We start from the raw sequence: 20,064 nt of genomic DNA on the forward strand, positions 1-20,064 counted from the left end.
TGTCACGCCGGGGGTCGCGGGTTCGAGTCCCGTCCACTCCGCCATTTATTTAAGAAACCTGAATCGAAAGATTCAGGTTTTTTTTCGTTTGTATAAAAGTAAAATGATGCAGAATAGATACTGCGGAGTGGTAGTTTAGTTGGTTAACTTTCTATTGGGAAGATTAGTGCCAGCTACGCCGGGGGGACGCAGCAAGTCCTATCAACTTCACATTATTGAAGAAAATAGTCATTTTATGTGGTTGTTTTGATGATTTTTATCTTGAGATTATTACGACGTGTTGATTGATTATAATGCCATGATTCTATTATTTATTTAAACCATCAAATAATACTTTATTGCTCTGCTGTAATTGTAAATATTTTTGTGAGGATGTTTAATAGATAGTTTTGGTATTTAGTATTACTGCTATAGTCTATTAATGTAGCAAGTTCTTCTCCGGTAGGAGATATACGGTAATAGATGCGCTCTTATTATAGCAATTCAAACTATAGCTAATATTTTTAAAATATAATTGTATGTTTTGTATATGATTTATTTTACTTGATTCAAATTCTGTTTTTAATATTAGTCCTAAGTCCATTAAAATAACGATACTTGAATATGGTAGAGAGTACTGATGATATTCAATAGGATAGTTATTATCCTTTACCCAAAAACACATTACTTTCTCTGTTGTCTTTATATTTGTAACGATCTTTCTATCTTTAGTATTATTAATCTGACAACTAACGCTCATAATATATTGAAATAACAATGCTTCTTCATGAGTCATCGAGATTAAAATAGTAAGAGCTCTTAACGATATAGTTCCTGAGTGTATTAACTCTTTTTTGAGAATTTGAGCCCATAAATTTTGCATGATGAACTGTAAACTTGTTTAGCCATTGTAATAAAACGTACTAACCAATCAAGATCTGGCTTTGTTGCCGTTTCATTATTGCACTGCTCGCATTGACTAAGCCTTGATTGTTCTTTTTGCAGAACTTCTTCCTACGATTGTCATTATGATACGAACTTTTCCTGTTAGCTGTATGCTGCGCCAAGATTGATAATTAATGCTGCCATTATTAAGTACAATTCTATTTTTTATTGTTAATTATTTATGTATATTTTATATGGCAGATTGCTTGCATGTTTAATCGTTAATAAAAATCACTGCGTTTGACTAATTATTATGTGAGGATTTATGCTAAGAGTATTTCAAGTATATCGCCCTATTAAAATTGCAAAACATGTCAAAAATTTCTTTCGAGGACGGCTTTTTATTATTGGAATTGGCGGTTTTGAATTTAAAAATGTTCGATTGGTCCCTCTTCAATCTGCTGGCCTTAAAGTATTGAGTGTTATCTCTGAGGTGAATCAAGAAATTAAGATATTTTCTGTGAATATTGTTTAAATTATACTGCTGTAGTAATAAATCATGATGTTTTACGTGTTGAGATATTGGTTCTATTATACCTTATTACTAATTGTTATTTATTAGACGTATATTAATAAAGGGCAAATGAAAATTTGATAGTAAGATAATTGCTATTTTCATTTTGCAATGCTTGTTGATAATATTTAGAGCATTATTAGGCTGTAATTCTTAGCTAAAAATGAAAAAAATTACTCTCTAACTATTGAGTTGCTATGTAACACTTTAGTGATGTAAGGTGTTTTATTCTCATTATAAAAGTCGTTTGACGTTAAAGAAATAAAACTAATAGGATGCGTTATTAATGACACATATATGAATTAAGTGATTTATTGTCAATAATGTTTGTAGCTATTGTTGGCATAGATCTACACCATTTGCCAAAATAGACCGCGTGAATGAATCTAATTTTTCCAAGAAGCATAATTTGAATGAATAAAGTTTATCAATGGCTGGGTGTTGCATCTTTTGCCTTAGTGTTATCAAGTCCGGCCATGGCGGCATCTCTTAAAGTTAAGGGATTAAATAGTAGCCTTGAAGATAATGTCGATGCCTATTTATCGGCTATTTCTAAAAATGATTATAGTGATACCTTACGCTTTCAAGAGCAGGTTAAATCTGAAATTAGTCAAGCATTGCAAGCGTTAGGCTATTACCAGCCGACGTATGACTATCAGGTTGAAGGGAGTGGCAAAAAGACGGATATAACTGTCACTGTTGATGCTGGCCCTCGTACTCATATTAGTCAGAGTAATATCATTATTACTGGGGATGCGAAAGATGATCCGGCTTTTATTTCATTATTAAAAGATAGTGGTTTGGGTGTTGGAATGGCACTTAATCAAGGTAAATATGAAGCCTTAAAGTCAGCATTACAAAGTTTGGCTGTGCGCCGTGGCTATTTTGATGCTGAGCTCAAGAGAAGCGAATTAGGTGTTATTCCTACCCGTAATGAAGCGGTTATTACTATAGACTTTGATTCTGGACGACGTTACACCTTTGGTGATACAAACTTTACCGGGAGTCAAATCAAAGATAAACGCCTTCGCTCAATGATCCCTTATACTGAAAATGAGCCTTATTTAGCGTCTAAATTAGGTTTATATAATGAACGCTTATCTAACGTTGGTTGGTTTTCATCTATTTATGTCGGTGGCGATGTTACTAAACGTAAGGATGATAAAATTCCTATTGAGGTCGCTTTAACTCCTCAAGCTAGAAATCAAATAGAAACGGGTATTGGTTTTTCAACTGATACTGGACCTCGCCTAAAATTTAATTGGAAAAAGCCATGGATCACCAGCAACGGCCATAGTTTTTACCTTAAATCGGAGATATCGAAAGAACAGCCTAAGCTTGAAGCTGCCTATAAAATTCCATTAGATGATGTTTTGAATAACTACTATCAAATTATTGGTGGTATTCGTTATGTTGATAGTCACGATACAATCAGTACACAATTAGGTTTAGGTGTTGAACGACATTGGAAACTAAATTCTGGGTGGGAACGTACTGTTTCACTACATTGGCTTAATGAAAAGTATAAGCAGGGTGGGGATGAGAATGGCACCTTCAATGTCTTCTTACCTGGACTTTCTTATAGTAAAAGTTACTTTACTGGTGGCGTATTCCCAACATCTGGTAGTAAGTATAATTTTTCGGTTGAATTTGCAGATAAATCGTTAGGTTCAGATACGAGCTTAATTCGTTTAGAAGCAAAATCGGCATGGATTCGCACCTTAAGTGAAAACCAACGAGGCCTTTTCCGTATTGCGGGGGGAGCTGTATTGGCAGATAACATTCGTGATATTCCACCATCATTACGCTACTTTATTGGTGGTGATAATAGTATTCGAGGCTATGGTTATGAGTCTATTTCACCACGTAACGATTTAGGCCGTATGGTCGGTGGTCAATATATGGCGACCAGCAGTATTGAATACCAATACCGTTTATATGACGATTGGTGGGGTGCATTATTTTATGATTATGGTTCGACATGGAATGACAACAAACCAGATTGGATGCGAGGTACTGGTTTCGGTGTTCGTTGGGCATCTCCGGTGGGGCCGGTTCGTATCGACTTTGCTTGGGGGCTTGATAAGCCCGACAAGGATAAGTTTCAACTTCACTTTTCTTTAGGGCCTGAATTATGATCTGGGTGAAGCGCATATCCCTGGCTATTTTAGCCATTTTATTGTTTTTAGTGATCGCCGTTGCAGTGATCTTATATACTCCTGCTGGGTTAAAATTTGCCAGTTGGGGAGCGCAAAAAGCGTTACCTGCATTATCTATAGGTAATACTTCAGGTTCTCTGTTACGCGGCTTTCAAGTTGATAATGTCCGCTATCAAGATAGCAATATGAATTTAGCGGTTAAACAGTTGAATCTAACCTTGGATGATCGCTGTTTATTGACGCCTGAAATTTGTATTTCAAATGTAGGGGTTAATGGCGTTAAGTTTTCAATGCCAACATTACCGCCAACCACTGAGCCTGAGCAACCATCAAAACCAGTAACTGAAATCAGTCTTCCGATTCCAATTAGAGTTGATAAGGTTACCTTAGATAATATTGATCTTGATATCTTGGCGAATAAAGTGAATTGGCAACATTTCTCTACCGCCGCGATGGTTGTTGGCAGTCATGTTACCTTAAAGGCAACGGATTGGGATAATATTAAGTTAGCACTTGCTCCTGTGGAAAAGCCTGTAAAATCGAAATCAAAGCCCAAAGTAAATGTTAAGGCTAAGGCTAAGTCTGATGCTACCGTTATCACATTGCCTGATGTTGTATTACCAATGTCGTTTGATATTGAACGTTTTACAGTTAAACATTTCGAATTAGAAGGTGAAACACCACAAAAAGTATCTTTACTTGAAGTGATCGCGTCTGGAAAAGGGAGTGAAATTAACCTTAAAAAACTGCAGTTTGAGGCACCACAAGCGAATTTAAAAGCGCAGGCACAAGTAACGTTGGCTGGTGATTATCCTTTAACGTTAAATGCGGATGCTAATATCGCAATGAAGCCTGTCAGTGGTCAAACACTAACGTTAAAAGCGAGTGGTTCATTACAAAAGCTAGTTGTTGATGCGCAGCTTAAAGGTAAATTAGACGCCATTGTTAAAGGTCTATTATCGCCGTTAAAAGCTGATTTTCCATTTGATGTGGCAATCTCTAGCCGACATTTACAGTGGCCAATCGATAAGCCAGCTGAGTTTACTGTTAATAATACTAATATTGATGCGAAAGGCAGCTTAAGCGGCTTTACATTTAAGGCTAAAAGTAGCGTTGATGGTAAACCGATGCCTGCGGTGAAGTTTGCCCTTAATGGTAAAGGTGATCTGAATAAGGTTGATCTTTCATCATTAAAAATTAATACCTTAGGTGGTGTTATTACGGGTAATGCAAAAGCGAACTGGAAAGATTTAGTCAGCTGGAGTGGACAGCTAGCATTTTCTGACATTCAACCGGGTTTACAATGGCCTGCAGCGCAAGGCAATGTTAGTGGTAATCTCGATACTTCTGGTGGCTTAACTAAGCAAGGTGGTTGGTTTGTAAAACTGCCACAGTTAGCGGTTAACGGTACCATCATGAAGCAGGCTTTAACGCTTGTTGGTAAGTTAGATGCCTCTGATATTAATGGCAAAGGGAATTTATTGCGGGTTAATACTCCTGGATTGACATTAAAACATGGTCCTAACGGGATGATGGTAAAAGGTGAGCTTAATAAAACCTGGAACATGGTTGCTAATATTGCTGCACCCAATTTATCTAAATCATTAAAAGGCCTTCATGGTGCTGTTAATGGTGATGTGATGCTATCTGGCAGTATGGCGACGCCAGATATTAAGCTTGATTTACAAGGTAATGGCTTAGGTTGGCAACAGTTAGCAAGTTTAGCTTCGTTTGATCTTAAAGGTAATGTGACGCCTTTACCGACGATGAAAGCGAATGTTAGTTTGACTGCTGAGAAGGGTAAATATGGCACAACAACACTTGATGATCTTAAGATTCTATTTAAAGGTACAGAGCAACAACATAGTTTAAGTGTTAATGCGAAAGGTGAACCTGTTGGTGCTAATTTATTGCTCAATGGCGACTTTAATAAGAAAACAGGTTGGAAAGGGACTTTAGTTAAAGGTGATATTAGTACGCCCGTTGGTAACTGGGTACTTAATCATCCAACCTTGATTCGTTATGATCTTAAAACGGCAATGGCAACTGTTGGTGCGCATTGTTGGCAACAAGGACAAGCCGGTATTTGTTTAACTAACGATTTGAGTGCTGGAACATCAGGCCAAGCGCAGTTAGCTATTCGTAAAATCAACTTTGATTTGTTAAAACCGTTCTTACCGCCAGAATTACAAGTGAAGGGTGAGCTAGGTGCGAATGTTGATGCTAAATGGTCTCCTAAAACCGCACCCTATCTAAAAGCGAATATCATTATGCCGGCCGGTAGTATACGCCAACAGATAAGTAATGATGTACAACCGCTAACATTAGGTTGGGATAAAGTGACCGTTAATGCAGAAATGCAACATGATGTATTAAATGCGAATTGGTTAGTTGCGATTAAGAACAATGGTGATTTAAGTGGCCGCGTAAAGATCACCAATCTACAAGGCGATAAACAAATTAATGCCAATGTTAAGCTTGATCGTTTTACTCTAGGATTCCTTGAACCGATAATCAAAGATTATCATAAGTTTGATGGTCAAGTTGATACCAACTTAACGGTAACAGGGCCTATTTTACATCCAGCAGTTAATGGCTTATTACAAATATCTAAGCTTGAAGCAACGGGACGTAAAGTACCGTTAGATATTAAAAATGCGGATATTAAACTGGCATTTAATGGCTATAACGCCAATCTAATCGGTAATATTTACACGCCAGATGGACAATTATTATTACGAGGCACTGGTGATTGGCAGGATATGAAGGCTTGGAAAACGAAGCTGAATGTTAATGGTAAAGAGTTAGAAGTAAGTGTACCGCCAATGGTTGCATTGAAGGTATCACCGGATTTAACTATTGAAGCATCACCAACGATGGCTGAAATTACCGGAAAAATCGGTATTCCGTGGGGACGAATTACGGTTAATCAGTTACCTAAATCTGCGGTAAGAGTATCAAAAGATCAAGTGATCTTAAAAGATGATATGCAGCCGTTAAAAGAAAAATCAGAAGTACCATTTGATATTAAGACCAATATTTTTGTGCATATTGGTGATGATGTTAAATTGTCTGCTTTTGGTTTAAAAGCGGGCTTGCTAGGTGATTTAAACGTTCGCCAAGCAGGTAAAGGGCCGATGATTTATGGTGAGGTCAATATTGCCAAAGGATCATACTACCGCGCATTAGGACAAGAGTTATCGATTCGTAAAGGACAAATTTTGTTTAATGGTCCAGCAGAACAACCTTACCTTTCTATCGAAGCGATTAGAGATCCTGATAATATTGAAGATGATGTAATTGCTGGTGTACGTGTTACAGGTCCTGCTGATAAACCAGAAGTTAATATCTTCTCTGATCCGGCTATGCCTCAACAAAATGCTTTATCGTATATTCTAACAGGTAAGAATCTTGATTCTGAAAGCTCGGGCGATAATAGTGCAATGACAACGGCATTGATTGGTATTGGCTTGGCACAAAGTGGTCAATTAGTTGGTGATGTAGGTGAGGCTGTGGGTGTTAAAGATCTTAGCTTATCAACTTCTGGTGCGGGTGATGATTCGCAAGTGACGATCAGTGGTTATATTGCTCCTGGGTTACAAGTGAAGTATGGGGTAGGTATTTTCAACCAAGTGGATGAATTTACTTTACGTTACCGATTATTGCGGAATCTGTATGTTGAAGCGGTTTCTGGTCTTGATCAAACCGTAGATTTACTTTACCAATTTGAATTTAATTAATCACAATATTGATGCTTTAGCGTCTGAACCTTGATAATAATAAGCCCGATTAGTGATAATCGGGCTTTTTCTATCATGCCATTATGGTATTGGATATGGTTGTGCTGCATTGAGTTCTTGATAATTTCGACCATTATATACTGCGGTGTATCCTAGTTCTTGTAACGTTGTTGCTGCTATTTCTGCTCGTTGACCTGATTTACAGTACAGTAAGATCGGTTGATCTTTATCTTTATAGGCCGTTACTATGGTTACAATATTTTGGTAAGGGATATTAATTGCCGAAGTGAGATGGCCTTGTGAGAACTCGTTTGGTGTTCTAACGTCGATAATGACGTGTGGTTGCTGTTGCTGTAGTTGCCAAAACTGTTGAACAGAAACATTCTGAGCATAAGTTATTGGAACCATCACCGTAAGATTAAGTGCAGCCATCAATAACGTATATTGTAGTGTGTGCTTCATGGCGTTGATCGCTATTTTTGTGCACGCTTAAATGAGGTGATGATTTCTTCTTTTGCTGCCACTACATTTTCCCAACCATTAATTTTGACCCACTTGTTGGCTTCTAATTCTTTGTAATGTTCAAAAAAGTGTACGATTTGTGCTTTCAATAAGCGAGGAAGATCATCAATGTCTTGAATGTGATCGTATTCAGCACTGAGTTTGCTATGAGGCACCGCGACAATTTTGGCATCTTCACCTGATTCATCGGTCATTTTTAATACCCCTATAGGGCGACAGCGAATTACGGCTCCTGCCAGTAATGGATAAGGGGTTGGTACTAATACATCAACCGGATCGCCATCAAGAGAAAGAGTATGGTTAATATAGCCATAGTTGCATGGGTAAAACATTGGTGTTGATGTAAATCTATCAACAAAAATAGCACCACTGGTTTTATCAATTTCGTACTTAATCGGATCGGTATTGGCAGGAATTTCAATAATCACGTTAATATCGTGAGGAATATCTTGGCCTGCTGTTACTTTATTTAAACTCATGATTGGCCTCTTTGTTGTTAATTAAATGTTGCATATATTGAGGTTATCATGATTTATAGTAAAAACAACTGTAGTCAGAATATCGTCGTTGAAGGGATACGACAGCTGGAAGCGATGATGGTTAATATCAAGGTGGCTAATACCACCTTGAATATCAATAGTTATTGTTCATCAACTTCGTGAAGGAAAGCCTCTACTTTATTAACCATATTGGTTGAGCCAACGAAAAAAGGGACTCGTTGATGTAACTCGGTTGGCTCGAGATCTAAAATACGCTGTTGGCCATCAGTTGCCCGTCCTCCTGCTTGCTCAATTAATAACGCCATCGGATTACATTCATACAATAACCGTAACTTTCCATTTGGGTAACTGGCAGTACTTGGATAAAGGTAGATCCCTCCTTTTAATAGATTACGATGAAAATCAGCGACTAACGACCCAATGTAGCGTGATGTATAAGGACGGTTATCTTGTGGTGCATATTCTTGGCAATATTTTATGTATTTTTTCACTCCTAATGGAAAGCGAATATAATTGCCTTCGTTGATGGAGTAGATATTACCATCAACAGGAATTTGCATATTTTCATGAGAGAGGCAAAATACACCTAGTGAGGGATCATAAGTAAAACCATGCACGCCATTACCCGTGGTGTAAACTAGCATAGTTGATGAACCATAAATGACATAGCCAGCTGCAACTTGGCGATGACCAGGTTGCAGAAAATCAGCGTCTGTTGCGGGTGAGCCAACGGGTGATATACGACGATAAATTGAAAAAATAGTACCGACGGAAACATTAACATCAATGTTAGATGAGCCATCAAGAGGATCCATTAACACTACATATTTGGCATCTTGGTTGACTTGTCGGTTAAAACTGACAGCTTGATCTTCTTCTTCACTGGCAATACCACACACTTGATCGCGAGCTTCTAATGCTGATTTGAATTTATCATTAGCATAAAGGTCAAGTTTTTGTTGTTCTTCACCTTGAATGTTTTCTGTGCCTACGGCTCCCGTTATATCGGCTAATCCGGCTTTATTGATTTCGCGATTTACGATTTTAGCCGCTAGTTTTATTGAGCCTAGTAATGATGATAGTTCGCCACTGGCATGAGGAAAATCATTCTGCTTCTCGACAATAAACTCACCAAGCGTTCTAATATCGGTCATAAACAATCCTTGCATTATGTTGTCATAGGAAGATGTAGGTTCAGTTGTATACTTGTTGGATCTCAACGTGTAATGAGGGTTAATACCTCACAGTATTTTTTTGTTACATAAAGAATTGTATATAAAGATCTTTTTTATGGTAACGAAGTAACGTCAAAGCGTGACATTAATAAAATTTAAGGATGGAAACAGCTGTTATGCATATTCATATTTTAGGTATTTGTGGAACATTTATGGGAGGCGCTGCCACATTGGCAACTAAGCTGGGCCATAAAGTGACCGGTTCTGATGCCAATGTATATCCGCCGATGAGTACGATGCTGGAGTCTCAAGGTATTGAAATAATTCAAGGATATGATCCAGAACAATTAAAGCCAGCGCCTGATTTAGTGGTCATTGGTAACGCCATGAGCCGTGGTAATCCATGTGTTGAATATGTGCTTAATAATAATTTACGTTATACCTCTGGTCCACAATGGCTACAGGATTATTTATTGCATGATCGCTGGGTTATGGCTGTGGCTGGCACCCATGGTAAAACCACAACCGCGAGTATGTTAGCGTGGATCTTAGATGATTGTGGCTATCAACCCGGTTTTCTTGTTGGGGGAGTGCTTGGAAACTTTGGTGTTTCTGCTCGTCTTGGCGAAAGTATGTTCTTCGTTGTTGAAGCTGATGAATATGACAGTGCTTTTTTTGATAAACGTTCGAAGTTTGTTCATTATCATCCTCGCACATTGATCATGAATAACCTTGAGTTTGATCACGCTGATATTTTTGATGACTTAAAAGCCATTCAACGCCAATTCCATCATTTAGTACGTACAGTACCTGGTAATGGACGTATTTTAGCGCCGCATGGCGTGAAAAATATTGATGAGACATTAGCAATGGGCTGCTGGAGTGAGCTGGAATATATCGGTGATGATGGTCATTGGCGTGCAGATAAAAAGTTAGCTGATGGTAGTGTGTTTGATGTTTATCTTGATGATCAATTAGTCGGCACTGTCGATTGGCCATTAGTCGGCGACCATAATGTCAATAACGCCTTAATGGCTATTGCTGCGGCTCGACACGTTGGAGTTACCGCGAATTTAGCGTGTGATGCATTAGCTAAATTTATCAATACTAAGCGTCGATTAGAGTATAAAGGTGAGGTAAATGGTATTACGGTTTATGATGATTTTGCTCATCATCCAACGGCGATTGAATTAACATTAGGTGGATTAAGAGCTAAATTACCTCAATCTCGTATTCTTGCTGTATTTGAACCGCGTTCAAATACGATGAAATTAGGGGTCCATAAACACGATTTAGCGCCTGCATTACATGCTGCGGATGAAGTGTTTTTATTTCAGCCTGATAACATTCCATGGTCAGTACAAGAGATTGCTGATCAATGTCCTCAACCTGTATTTTTTAGCGATAACATTGATACGCTGGTGGCGAATATTGTTGAATCAGCTCAATCAGGTGATACGATTTTAGTGATGAGTAATGGTGGTTTTAGTGGTATTCATGACAAACTATTAGCGGCATTAACTGCAAAATAAAGTGAGAGATAATGACAAATAAACAGATAACATTAGCATGGACGGGCGCGTCTGGTGCACCTTATGGTTTGCGTTTACTTGAATGCTTGTTAGCTGCAGATTATCGGGTTTATCTGTTGATTTCATCTGCGGCACGAGTGGTTTTAGCTACTGAGCATGGACTTAAATTATCAGCCGCTCCTGATACGGCACAGCAACAGTTAGTGGCGTATTTACAGTGTTCAGCTGAAAAGTTGGTTGTATGTGGTAAAGAAGATTGGTTTTCGCCGGTTGCATCAGGATCGGCGGCGCCAAAGCAAATGGTGATTTGTCCCTGCTCTGCATCAACGTTGGCATCTGTGGCTTATGGTATGTCAAATAACTTGCTTGAACGGGCTGCGGATGTGGTTATTAAGGAACGTGGTCAGTTATTGCTAGTGATCAGAGAAACACCATTCTCAAGTATTCATTTGGAAAATATGCTCAAGTTATCGCAATTGGGGGTGACGATTATGCCTGCGGCTCCGGGGTTTTATCATCAACCACAAAGCATTGATGATTTAGTTGATTTTATGGTGGCGCGGATATTAGATCATTTAAACATTGAGCAGGGTTTGGTGCCGCGTTGGGGATACGATCAACGTCAACCATGATCATGTAGTGATTAATATGAGTTAAACACGATAAAACGAAGGGTCTATATTTCTTGAGCAATTATGCTGATGCCATATAAAGTTAGATAGACCCTAATCGTCCGTCAATCAGTTGCTGTAATCAAACAGCTCACACACTGACTCATAAAGTTCATCGGTGGTGATATTATTGGTCGGCGTGATAAAAATAGTATCATCACCTGCAACAACACCAAGGATCCCTTCTGCTCTACCTAAAGAATCTAATAGACGCGCAATGACTTGTGCTGCGCCAGGGCCGGTGTGGATCACAACTAACGCGCTGTTAAAACCAACTTCCATTACTAACTCTTTTAATGGGCTCGTAATTGTTGGTACGCCAAGTTCAATTGGTAAGCAATACACCATTTCCATTTTGGCATTTCGAGTACGCACGGCCCCAAATTTTGTTAGCATGCGAGAGACTTTTGATTGGTTAATATTATCAAAACCCTGTGCTTTCAATGCATCAACAATCTCACCTTGAGAGCTGAACTTTTCTTCTTTTAAAATTAATTTAAACGCTTTAACTAAACGTTCTTGTTTATCTGAATTTCGCATAAGTAAATATTATCTACAGGGACGAGGTAAGCCATTTTTGCATAACCTGTGACTCAGAGGCAAACAAAGTGCATCAAAATAAATATGTGAAATCGTATTTTTAGTGTATATGAAAATTTTTATTGTGACTTTTGTCATTGTTTTATCATAACTAATTAGCAGAAAACTATGAAAGCTGAGCCATGATTAAATTTATAATTTATTTGTCTGATAAAAGTGTTTGAGTGCATTTTTATGGGATTCTGCGTTACTTCGCAAAGCGAGTCGGAGATGATTGTATTTTTTTTATGCTTAATATAACGTCCATAGGTTGTTATTCAGTTATTACGATTATTAACTGGATCAGATTGTACCTACGTCAATAAATATACTTCTATCGTAAAGGAGAACGAATATGAAAGTTGCTGTAATTGGTGCGGCTGGTGGTATTGGTCAAGCACTAGCATTGCTATTGAAAAACCGTTTACCTGCAGGTTCAGATCTTGCCTTATATGATATAGCTCCAGTAACTCCTGGTGTTGCGGCTGATTTAAGTCATATTCCAACCCCAGTAGCAATTAAAGGGTATTGTGGGGACGATCCAACGCCGGCACTAGAAGGTGCTGATGTTGTGCTTATTTCTGCGGGTGTAGCGCGTAAACCTGGAATGGATCGTGCCGATTTATTCAATGTTAATGCTGGTATTGTTAAATCATTGGCTGAAAAAATTGCAGTAGTATGCCCAACAGCCTGTGTTGGTATTATTACAAACCCAGTAAATACCACGGTAGCCATTGCTGCTGATGTACTTAAAAAAGCGGGTGTATACGATAAGCGTAAGCTATTTGGTATTACAACGTTAGATGTGATTCGTTCTGAAACATTTGTTGCAGAGCTTAGAGGTGTTTCTCCGTGTGATATTCGTGTTCCCGTCATTGGTGGCCACTCGGGTGTGACAATTTTACCGTTGTTATCACAAGTTGAAGGTGTGAGTTTTACTGAAGATGAAGTTAAAGCGTTAACGCCACGTATTCAAAATGCAGGTACGGAAGTTGTAACAGCGAAAGCCGGTGGTGGTTCTGCAACGTTATCTATGGGTCAAGCGGCATGTCGCTTTGGTTTGGCTATGGTGCGTGCGCTACAAGGTGAACAAGGTGTTGTTGAATGCGCTTACGTTGAAGGTGATGGTCAGCATACTCGTTTCTTCGCTCAACCTGTGTTATTGGGTAAAGAGGGTATTGAGGAAGTGATGGATTACGGCAATTTAAGTGCGTTTGAACAAAACGCTTTAGAAAGTATGCTTGAAACATTACGTGCAGATATCGCGCTTGGTGAAGAGTTTGCAGCTAAATAAGTTGCGGTTCTACTAAGTTTAAAAAAGTAAGTATAAAAAAAGCGGCTTAATTAAAATTAAAGCCGCTTTTTTATGTTCTAAAGAGTACGAATGCTAATAATAGCGTTCACAGCCATTATGAAGTTGAGGTTGTTCGATAAGATCGACAACGTCAATCGACTGTAATTGGTGATCTTGACCGTGTTCAATGATCGCCGAATGATATTGATGATCTATACCGATCACTTTTCCTACCCCGTGATGAGATTCTACCCACATACCCGTTGTTAAATGATTAATATCCATGATCGCCTTCTTGGTCTACAGTTCATAAAATTGGTGTGATAGCTATAGTATAGATCATGATTGATCGTGACCTTGGTATTGAACGCGAGGTAAAAACCTGCCTTAAAAAGACAGGTTTGGATAAAATCGGGGGGAATAGATTATTTTTTACGTTGTACAGCTATATGAGCAAGTGTAATCAGTGCTTGTTTATAATCTGACTCAGCAATAGGGGCTAGTGCTGCAATGGCTTTCTGGGCTTCTTGTTCTGCACGTTGCTGGGTGTACTCCAACGAGCCGTGCTGACGCATACAAGAGAGAATGGCATCAAGCTTATCCATACCATTAGCATGCACAATAGCGTCTCTAATCATTGCCAATTGCGCTTGATCACCATGACGCATAGCATGCAGTAATGGTAATGTCGGCTTACCCTCAGCAAGATCATCGCCAACGTTCTTACCCATTTCTTTACCATCGGCAACATAGTCAAGCACATCATCAATTAATTGGAAAGCCGTGCCTAGATAACGGCCATACTCTTGCAGTGCAAATTCAACTTCCGCTGATGCACCAGCAATAATTGCTGCAATTTGAGTTGATGCTTCAAATAAACGTGCAGTTTTTGAGTAGATCACTTGCATGTAGCTTGTTTCAGTGGTGTCAGGATCATTACAGTTCATTAACTGTAGCACTTCACCTTCAGCGATCACATTGGTTGCTTCACTCATGATGTCAAGGATCCTTAATGATCTTAGGCTTGTCATCATTTGAAATGAGCGCGTATATATGTAATCACCCACTAATACACTGGCCGCATTTCCGAAAGCTGCGTTGGCGGTTTCTTTACCACGACGCATATCTGATTCATCAACCACATCATCATGAAGTAATGTGGCAGTGTGAATAAATTCAACAAAAGCAGCAGCTGTGGTGTGTTTGTCACCCTCGTAGTTAAGCGCGCGTGCTGTTAATACAGCCAGCATAGGGCGAATACGTTTTCCACCACTGTTTACAATGTAGAATCCGAGTTGATTAATTAGGGCGACATCTGAGTTCAGTTGCGCCTGTATCTTCGCGTCGACTTCCGCCATATCGTTGGCGGTGAGCGCTTGGATAGCTTTAAAATCCATTATACGTCCAGCAAGATTGTTAGCCGCGTAGGGCGGAAAATATTTCGAATTGATACGTGAATCTTACACTAAAATAACCATATCGTCATAACCTCAAATACAGCTATTTCAAACAGTTTTGGTGTTGGGTAGCTTTTCACCAATTTTCTTTCGAGAATGGCTTGCCACAAAGTCTCTTTTCGCGTAACATTCGCGCCCTATTGATGACAAGATTAAGCGCATACCCATTGCCCATTTTAGACGTGGCAAATGGCCTATGCGGAGAAGCGGAGTAAGACATGTACGCTGTTTTCCAAAGTGGTGGTAAACAACACCGTGTAAGCGAAGGCCAAACCTTACGCTTAGAAAAACTAGATGCTGAAACTGGCGCTAGCATTGAATTTGACTCAGTACTTTTAGTAGCTAATGGCGAAGAAGTATCTGTAGGCGCACCTTTTGTAACTGGCGGTAAAGTAACTGCTGAAGTTGTTACTCACGGTCGTGGCGATAAAATTAAAATCGTTAAGTTCCGTCGTCGTAAGCACTCTCGTAAGCAAATGGGCCACCGTCAGTGGTTCACTGAAGTCAAAATTACTGGCATCAGCGCTTAATAACAGGAGAATTTAAAGATGGCACATAAAAAAGCTGGCGGTTCTACTAATAACGGCCGTGATTCAGAAAGCAAACGCCTAGGTGTTAAGCGTTTTGGTGGCGAGTCTGTATTAGCAGGCAACATCATCGTTCGTCAACGTGGTACTAAGTTCCACGCTGGCACAAACGTTGGCCTAGGTAAAGACCACACTCTATTCGCTCTATCTGACGGTAAAGTGAAGTTTGAAGTTAAAGGTCCTAAAAACCGTAAATTCGTATCTATCGACGCTGAATAATTTTCAGAATCGACACGAATATTAAAGCCCTGCCTTTTTGGCGGGGCTTTTTATATCTGGAAGGTTTATGATTGATCGTGGCCCGATGATGGGCTTTTTTCTTGCAATGACCACTGCCGTTTTTTGGGGTGCGTTACCCATTGCAATGAAACAAGCCGTAGAAGTGATGGATCCTTTTACCATTGTTTGGTATCGCTTTATTACTGCAGCGTTTGGCTTAGGCCTTTTTTTAGCGTGGCGTAAGCAATTACCAACAATATCAAATCTTGGACGAATGAGCTGTGTGGTGCTTGTCATTGCCAGTCTTGGTCTCGCAGGTAATTTTGTACTTTATAATAGTTCATTAAAATATCTGAACCCTCCCGTAGTACAAGTAATTATCCAATTAGCGCCGGTGATGCTATTAGTGTCCAGTGCATGGGTGTTTAAAGAAAAACTAGGTCGCCATCAAATTGTAGGTGTAATTGCTCTGATTGGTGGTTTGATTCTATTCTTTAATGAACGGCTTATTGAGCTGTTTACCAGCTTTTCTGGCTATACTGTAGGTGTAAGCCTTGCTGTTATTGCTGCGTTAGTGTGGGTCGTTTATGGCCTGGCTCAGAAGTGGCTATTACAGCAATTTTCATCAGCACAAATATTACTGATGATTTATGTTATCTGTGCTGTAATACTGACTCCAATGGCGCAACCACAACAAATTTTCGCAATGGATAACCGCCAATTAGGGATGTTGTTATTCTGTTGTATTAATACGCTTGTTGGCTATGGTGCATTTGCAGAAGCAATGTCACGCTGGCAAGCATCACAAGTGAGTGCAGTGATCACACTGGCTCCTTTGTTTACGATATTATTTGTCGATCTTGCGAGTTTGGCTTGGCCACAATATGTTACGACAGCCTCTTTGAACATATGGGGTTATCTCGGTGCTATAATTGTGGTAGGTGGCGCTGTTTGTTGTGCTATAGGCTATAAGTTTATTAGCCCAAGCAAATAGTCAAGGTCCATGAAATAATTACTACGCGTGATATGTGCTAAATGCCCTCATCGCAGTATGTTAAACGCCACAGTGCGGAGAAAAAAATGAAGTTTATAGATGAAGCGGTTATTCGAGCCGATGCCGGTGATGGCGGTAATGGCGTAGTAAGTTTTCGTACTGAAAAGTACATTCCTCGTGGCGGCCCTGATGGCGGCGATGGCGGCGACGGTGGTGATGTTTACCTGTACGCTGATGAAAACTTCAATACACTAATTGATTACCGTTTTGAGCGTTTCCATGCTGCTGAGCGTGGTGAAAATGGCCGTGGCGGTAACTGTACCGGTAAGCGCGGTGCAGACCAAGTATTAACAGTACCTGTAGGTACACGTGCTATCGATGAAGATACGGGCGAAGTGATTGCCGATCTTACTGAACACGGTATGAAAGTGATGGTAGCTAAAGGCGGTTTCCACGGCCTAGGTAACACGCGCTTTAAATCATCTGTAAACCGTGCGCCTCGTCAAAAGAGTATGGGCAGTAAAGGTGAAATTCGTCATTTACGCCTTGAATTACTACTTTTAGCTGATGTGGGCATGTTAGGTTTACCTAATGCAGGTAAATCTACCTTTATTCGTGCTGTATCGTCAGCTAAGCCGAAAGTAGCTGATTACCCGTTTACTACCCTTGTTCCAAGCTTGGGCGTGGTACGTGTTGATGCAGAGCGTAGTTTTGTTGTTGCCGATATTCCAGGTCTAATCGAAGGTGCTGCTGATGGTGCTGGCTTGGGTATTCGTTTCTTGAAGCACCTTGAGCGTTGTCGTGTGTTATTACACATGGTTGATCTGCTTCCTGCCGATGGTTCTGATCCAGTAGAGAATGCCTTTACTATCATCAATGAGCTTGAGCAATACAGCGATAAACTTGGTAATAAGCCTCGTTGGATCGTATTTAACAAAGCAGATCTTCTTGATGAAGAACAAGCACAAGAAAAGATCACTGAAGTACTTGAAGCATTAGCATGGGAAGGCAAACACTATAGTATCTCAGCGTTAAACCGCATTGGTACTAAAGAGCTGACTTATGATCTGATGGCTGCTATCGAGGCTCTACCTCGTGTTAAGTATGAAATTGAAGAGCAGAAAGAAGATAAAGTCGACTTTAAGTGGGATGATTACCACGCTGAACAAATTAAGAAAGTTCAGGATGAAGACGACGATGATGATTGGGATGACTGGAATGAAGATGATTACGATGTAGAAATCATCTATAAGCCATAAGCCATTATCGGCGACATGCATAAGAAGCCATACCGTTGAGGTGTGGCTTTTTTTGTGCTTAATCAACACGCGTGGTAGTGGGTTAGGTATGCTAGTTATTCTGAAATGATTTTTATAATGGATTGTAAATGGATATCAACATGGAGAGGGTCTTGCTACCATTGAGCGAAACCCAGCAACGGAAAGTGACTCGGTTGGCAATAGAGGCGGGACAGCGGTTATTACAGCATGGCGCTGAGAGTACCGTAATTATGGATGTTACCCGTCGGTTGGGGTTAGCGCTTGGTGTCGAGCATGTTGAGGTGTCATTATCGGCCAGTTCGATGGTGATCAGTACTCGCCATTTAGGTTGTTGTATTACCACTACTCGACGTTGCCAAGACGGCGGTATCAACATGCAAATAGTGACCGATATTCAACGAATTTGTATTCTTGTTGAGCGAGGATTATTGGATGATAATGACGTTCAACATCGCTTAGAAAACCTCAAAACTCAGCGTTATAATCGTTGGTTAGTGGTGGTTATGATTGGTCTATCCTGTGCTGCATTTAGTCGTTTAGCAGGAGGAGATTGGCCCGTATTTTTACTGACTTTTTGTGCCTCTTCTGTGGGAATGTATGTGCGTCAACAGATTGCCAGTTACCACTTTAATCCGCTGCTCAATTTTGGGGTGACAGCGTTTGTAACCACACTCATTTCAGGGCTTGGTGAAGTGTACAATATTGGTGCTCAACCTTTTTTAGCGATGGCCTCATCGGTACTGATGTTAGTGCCTGGTTTTCCATTAATTAATGCTGTGGCTGATATGGTAAAAGGCTTTCCAAGTATGGGGTTAGCCCGTTGGACCATGGCAAGTTTATTAACCTTATCGACTTGTATGGGCATTATCGCTGCAATGAATGTATTGGGTGTGTGGGGGTGGTTACTATGACATTAATGGTGGCATTACTGAATGATATGTTACTGGCGATGATCCCTGCATTGGGATTTGCATTGGTGTTTAATGTGCCTCAAAAAGCGTTAAAATATTGCGCTATTGGTGGTGCAATTGGTCATGGGACACGGTTTCTATTAATGCATTGGGGGCTTTCAATCGAGTGGTCAACTCTTATCGCTGCAACCACTGTTGGTATGATTGGTGTCCATTGGTCACACCGTTTTTTAGCCCATCCTAAAGTGTTTACTGTTGCAGCGTTGATCCCTATGGTGCCGGGGGTATTTGCCTTTAAAGCCATGATTGCTATCGTTGAAATCAACCATCGAGGCTTTTCATTAGCCTTATGGGGGGTCATGATTGATAACGTATTGAAAGCAGTATTTATTGTTGCAGCGTTAGCGATTGGATTGGCGATGCCTGGGTTATTATTTTATCGTCGCCGTCCTGTGGTATAACTACGACAGAATGACAAGACGAATACTGGCAACGTAAATGGAGATGCAAAAATGAAGATCAGCATGATCGCTGCAATGGCTCACCAACGGATCATTGGTAAAGACAATAGCATGCCATGGCATTTACCCGCTGATTTTGCATGGTTTAAGCATTGCACGCTAGGTAAACCGATAGTGATGGGACGTAAAACCTTTGAATCAATTGGACGTCCGTTACCAGGGCGGTTAAATATCGTGATCAGTCGTAATCCTGATTTTAATGCTGAAGGGATCACTGTCGTTAGTGATATGGCGGCTGCAAAATTAGCCGCAGGTGATGCACCTGAGCTAATGATCATTGGTGGCGGCAGTATTTATCAAGCGTGTTTACCGATAGCGGATAGATTATATTTAACCTTTATTGATGCAGATCTTGACGGCGATACCCAATTTCCTGAATGGGGCGAACATTGGCATCGCGTTGAAAGTCAGCATTATGATGCTGATGAAAAAAATGCTTATGCGATGGAGTTCGTGATCTTAGAGCGATCATAACCGAAGTTGCA

General features: G+C 40.0%; 20 protein-coding genes and 1 pseudogene. 13 read left to right on the top strand and 8 right to left on the bottom strand.

The genetic code is table 11. The annotated features are described in order from the left end of the window. Positions 1–418: 418 nt before the first annotated feature. Both Q0V26_RS17895 and Q0V26_RS11090 read right to left on the bottom strand, forming a co-directional pair. The gene (locus Q0V26_RS17895) at positions 419–862 is read right to left on the bottom strand and encodes a DUF2806 domain-containing protein (RefSeq protein WP_363316469.1); all 444 of its coding nucleotides are present in this window, start codon (positions 860–862) and stop codon (positions 419–421) included. A gap of 114 nt (positions 863–976) precedes the next feature. Beyond that, positions 977–1,081 (bottom strand): annotated as a pseudogene (locus Q0V26_RS11090) (YtfJ family protein); the annotation flags it as partial. A gap of 108 nt (positions 1,082–1,189) precedes the next feature. On the opposite strand from Q0V26_RS11090, the gene Q0V26_RS11095 reads away from it, so the two are divergent. The 3 genes from Q0V26_RS11095 (at position 1,190) to Q0V26_RS11105 (ending at position 7,337) form a co-directional block, all read left to right on the top strand. Continuing rightward, the gene (locus tag Q0V26_RS11095; protein WP_297481743.1) at positions 1,190–1,399 is read left to right on the top strand and encodes a DUF1107 family protein; all 210 of its coding nucleotides are present in this window, start codon (positions 1,190–1,192) and stop codon (positions 1,397–1,399) included. Between the two features lie 452 nt (positions 1,400–1,851). Continuing rightward, positions 1,852–3,576 (top strand): autotransporter assembly complex family protein, encoded by a 1,725-nt coding sequence (locus Q0V26_RS11100; RefSeq protein WP_297481744.1) that lies wholly within the window; start codon positions 1,852–1,854, stop codon positions 3,574–3,576. Further along, positions 3,573–7,337: a translocation/assembly module TamB domain-containing protein gene (locus Q0V26_RS11105; protein WP_297481745.1), complete on the top strand. Its 3,765-nt coding sequence runs from the start codon at positions 3,573–3,575 to the stop codon at positions 7,335–7,337. Before Q0V26_RS11100 ends, Q0V26_RS11105 begins: the two co-directional genes overlap by 4 nt. A gap of 81 nt (positions 7,338–7,418) precedes the next feature. Here Q0V26_RS11105 and Q0V26_RS11110 read toward each other — a convergent pair whose 3' ends face one another. The 3 genes from Q0V26_RS11110 to fbp form a co-directional block, all read right to left on the bottom strand. Beyond that, positions 7,419–7,799 carry a rhodanese-like domain-containing protein gene (locus tag Q0V26_RS11110; RefSeq protein WP_297481746.1) on the bottom strand — a complete coding sequence of 127 codons (381 nt, stop codon included), beginning with the start codon at positions 7,797–7,799 and terminating at the stop codon, positions 7,419–7,421. 11 nt (positions 7,800–7,810) lie between these two features. Then, complete coding sequence (ppa, locus tag Q0V26_RS11115; protein WP_297481747.1) at positions 7,811–8,338, bottom strand: inorganic diphosphatase; 528 nt, start codon at positions 8,336–8,338, stop codon at positions 7,811–7,813. Between the two features lie 161 nt (positions 8,339–8,499). Next, entirely contained in the window at positions 8,500–9,513 is a 1,014-nt protein-coding gene (fbp, locus tag Q0V26_RS11120) for a class 1 fructose-bisphosphatase (protein WP_297481748.1), read from the bottom strand. Between the two features lie 197 nt (positions 9,514–9,710). Between fbp and mpl the strand changes: the two genes are divergently transcribed. Together mpl and Q0V26_RS11130 are read left to right on the top strand one after the other, a co-directional pair. Continuing rightward, positions 9,711–11,066 carry a UDP-N-acetylmuramate:L-alanyl-gamma-D-glutamyl-meso-diaminopimelate ligase gene (mpl, locus tag Q0V26_RS11125; RefSeq protein ID WP_297481749.1) on the top strand — a complete coding sequence of 452 codons (1,356 nt, stop codon included), beginning with the start codon at positions 9,711–9,713 and terminating at the stop codon, positions 11,064–11,066. 8 nt (positions 11,067–11,074) lie between these two features. Then, positions 11,075–11,698: a flavin prenyltransferase UbiX gene (locus Q0V26_RS11130; RefSeq protein WP_297481774.1), complete on the top strand. Its 624-nt coding sequence runs from the start codon at positions 11,075–11,077 to the stop codon at positions 11,696–11,698. A gap of 108 nt (positions 11,699–11,806) precedes the next feature. Here the strand turns inward: Q0V26_RS11130 and argR are convergent, their stop codons facing one another. After that, positions 11,807–12,277 (bottom strand): transcriptional regulator ArgR, encoded by a 471-nt coding sequence (argR, locus tag Q0V26_RS11135; RefSeq protein ID WP_080158612.1) that lies wholly within the window; start codon positions 12,275–12,277, stop codon positions 11,807–11,809. A gap of 394 nt (positions 12,278–12,671) precedes the next feature. Between argR and mdh the strand changes: the two genes are divergently transcribed. Beyond that, entirely contained in the window at positions 12,672–13,610 is a 939-nt protein-coding gene (gene mdh, locus Q0V26_RS11140; RefSeq protein ID WP_297481750.1) for a malate dehydrogenase, read from the top strand. Between the two features lie 93 nt (positions 13,611–13,703). On the opposite strand, the gene Q0V26_RS11145 is transcribed toward mdh, so the two are convergent. Both Q0V26_RS11145 and ispB read right to left on the bottom strand, forming a co-directional pair. After that, positions 13,704–13,895 carry a hypothetical protein gene (locus Q0V26_RS11145; RefSeq protein WP_297481751.1) on the bottom strand — a complete coding sequence of 64 codons (192 nt, stop codon included), beginning with the start codon at positions 13,893–13,895 and terminating at the stop codon, positions 13,704–13,706. 140 nt (positions 13,896–14,035) lie between these two features. Beyond that, the gene (gene ispB, locus Q0V26_RS11150; RefSeq protein WP_297481752.1) at positions 14,036–15,007 is read right to left on the bottom strand and encodes an octaprenyl diphosphate synthase; all 972 of its coding nucleotides are present in this window, start codon (positions 15,005–15,007) and stop codon (positions 14,036–14,038) included. 278 nt (positions 15,008–15,285) lie between these two features. Between ispB and rplU the strand changes: the two genes are divergently transcribed. The 7 genes from rplU to folA all read left to right on the top strand — a co-directional run bounded on the left by rplU (position 15,286) and on the right by folA (position 20,053). After that, a complete protein-coding gene (gene rplU / locus Q0V26_RS11155) occupies positions 15,286–15,597 on the top strand; it encodes a 50S ribosomal protein L21 (protein ID WP_045028003.1) in 312 nt (103 codons plus the stop codon). Between the two features lie 18 nt (positions 15,598–15,615). Continuing rightward, on the top strand, positions 15,616–15,873 hold the full coding sequence (gene rpmA / locus Q0V26_RS11160; RefSeq protein WP_036796188.1) for a 50S ribosomal protein L27: 258 nt from the start codon (positions 15,616–15,618) through the stop codon (positions 15,871–15,873). Positions 15,874–15,940: 67 nt separating this feature from the next. Further along, on the top strand, positions 15,941–16,867 hold the full coding sequence (locus Q0V26_RS11165; protein WP_297481753.1) for a DMT family transporter: 927 nt from the start codon (positions 15,941–15,943) through the stop codon (positions 16,865–16,867). 86 nt (positions 16,868–16,953) lie between these two features. Next, positions 16,954–18,126 carry an Obg family GTPase CgtA gene (gene cgtA / locus Q0V26_RS11170; RefSeq protein WP_297481754.1) on the top strand — a complete coding sequence of 391 codons (1,173 nt, stop codon included), beginning with the start codon at positions 16,954–16,956 and terminating at the stop codon, positions 18,124–18,126. Between the two features lie 140 nt (positions 18,127–18,266). Continuing rightward, positions 18,267–19,058: a threonine/serine exporter family protein gene (locus tag Q0V26_RS11175; RefSeq protein ID WP_080158628.1), complete on the top strand. Its 792-nt coding sequence runs from the start codon at positions 18,267–18,269 to the stop codon at positions 19,056–19,058. Beyond that, positions 19,055–19,519 (top strand): threonine/serine exporter family protein, encoded by a 465-nt coding sequence (locus tag Q0V26_RS11180; RefSeq protein ID WP_080174949.1) that lies wholly within the window; start codon positions 19,055–19,057, stop codon positions 19,517–19,519. Before Q0V26_RS11175 ends, Q0V26_RS11180 begins: the two co-directional genes overlap by 4 nt. A 51-nt stretch (positions 19,520–19,570) precedes the next feature. After that, entirely contained in the window at positions 19,571–20,053 is a 483-nt protein-coding gene (folA, locus tag Q0V26_RS11185) for a type 3 dihydrofolate reductase (protein ID WP_297481755.1), read from the top strand. Positions 20,054–20,064 lie beyond the last annotated feature (11 nt).

This window comes from uncultured Photobacterium sp. (assembly GCF_947039875.1).
In the GTDB taxonomy this organism is placed as follows: Bacteria; Pseudomonadota; Gammaproteobacteria; order Enterobacterales; family Vibrionaceae; genus Photobacterium.